The 1,205-nt window shown below is 55.5% G+C and carries 1 rRNA gene; it reads left to right on the top strand.

The features are described from left to right. Window positions 1-1,174: ribosomal RNA gene (locus IE269_RS42710) — 23S ribosomal RNA — on the top strand; the annotation flags it as partial. Window positions 1,175-1,205 lie beyond the last annotated feature (31 nt).

Below are 1,205 nucleotides of genomic sequence, written 5' to 3'. Positions count from 1 at the left end.
TGAGCTGGGGGTGGCCGCAGAGACCAGCGAGAAGCGACTGTTTACTAAAAACACAGGTCCGTGCGAAGCCGTAAGGCGATGTATACGGACTGACGCCTGCCCGGTGCTGGAACGTTAAGGGGACCGGTTAGCTGACTTTCGGGTTGGCGAAGCTGAGAACTTAAGCGCCAGTAAACGGCGGTGGTAACTATAACCATCCTAAGGTAGCGAAATTCCTTGTCGGGTAAGTTCCGACCTGCACGAATGGCGTAACGACTTCTCGACTGTCTCAACCATAGGCCCGGTGAAATTGCACTACGAGTAAAGATGCTCGTTTCGCGCAGAAGGACGGAAAGACCCCGGGACCTTTACTACAGTTTGATATTGGTGTTCGGTTCGGCTTGTGTAGGATAGGTGGGAGACTGTGAAGCATGCACGCCAGTGTGTGTGGAGTCGCCGTTGAAATACCACTCTGGTCGTGCTGGATGTCTAACCTAGGTCCGTGATCCGGATCAGGGACAGTGTCTGATGGGTAGTTTAACTGGGGCGGTTGCCTCCTAAAGAGTAACGGAGGCGCCCAAAGGTTCCCTCAGCCTGGTTGGCAATCAGGTGTTGAGTGTAAGTGCACAAGGGAGCTTGACTGTGAGACCGACGGGTCGAGCAGGGACGAAAGTCGGGACTAGTGATCCGGCAGTGGCTTGTGGAAGCGCTGTCGCTCAACGGATAAAAGGTACCCCGGGGATAACAGGCTGATCTTCCCCAAGAGTCCATATCGACGGGATGGTTTGGCACCTCGATGTCGGCTCGTCGCATCCTGGGGCTGGAGTCGGTCCCAAGGGTTGGGCTGTTCGCCCATTAAAGCGGTACGCGAGCTGGGTTTAGAACGTCGTGAGACAGTTCGGTCCCTATCCTCTGTGCGCGTAGGAATATTGAGAAGGGCTGTCCCTAGTACGAGAGGACCGGGACGGACGAACCTCTGGTGTGCCAGTTGTCCTGCCAAGGGCATGGCTGGTTGGCTACGTTCGGAAAGGATAACCGCTGAAAGCATCTAAGCGGGAAGCCTGCTTCGAGATGAGTATTCCCACCCCCTTTGAGGGGTTAAGGCTCCCAGTAGACGACTGGGTTGATAGGCCAGATGTGGAAGCCCGGTAACGGGTGGAGCTGACTGGTACTAATAGGCCGAGGGCTTGTCCTCAGTTGCTCGCGTCCACTGTGTTAGTTCTGAA

The organism is Streptomyces spiroverticillatus, from assembly GCA_014650415.1.
Classification (GTDB): Bacteria; Actinomycetota; Actinomycetes; order Streptomycetales; family Streptomycetaceae; genus Streptomyces; species Streptomyces spiroverticillatus.
The sequence above is the reverse complement of the archived record's forward strand: the minus strand, read 5'-3'. Positions and strand labels throughout refer to the sequence as shown.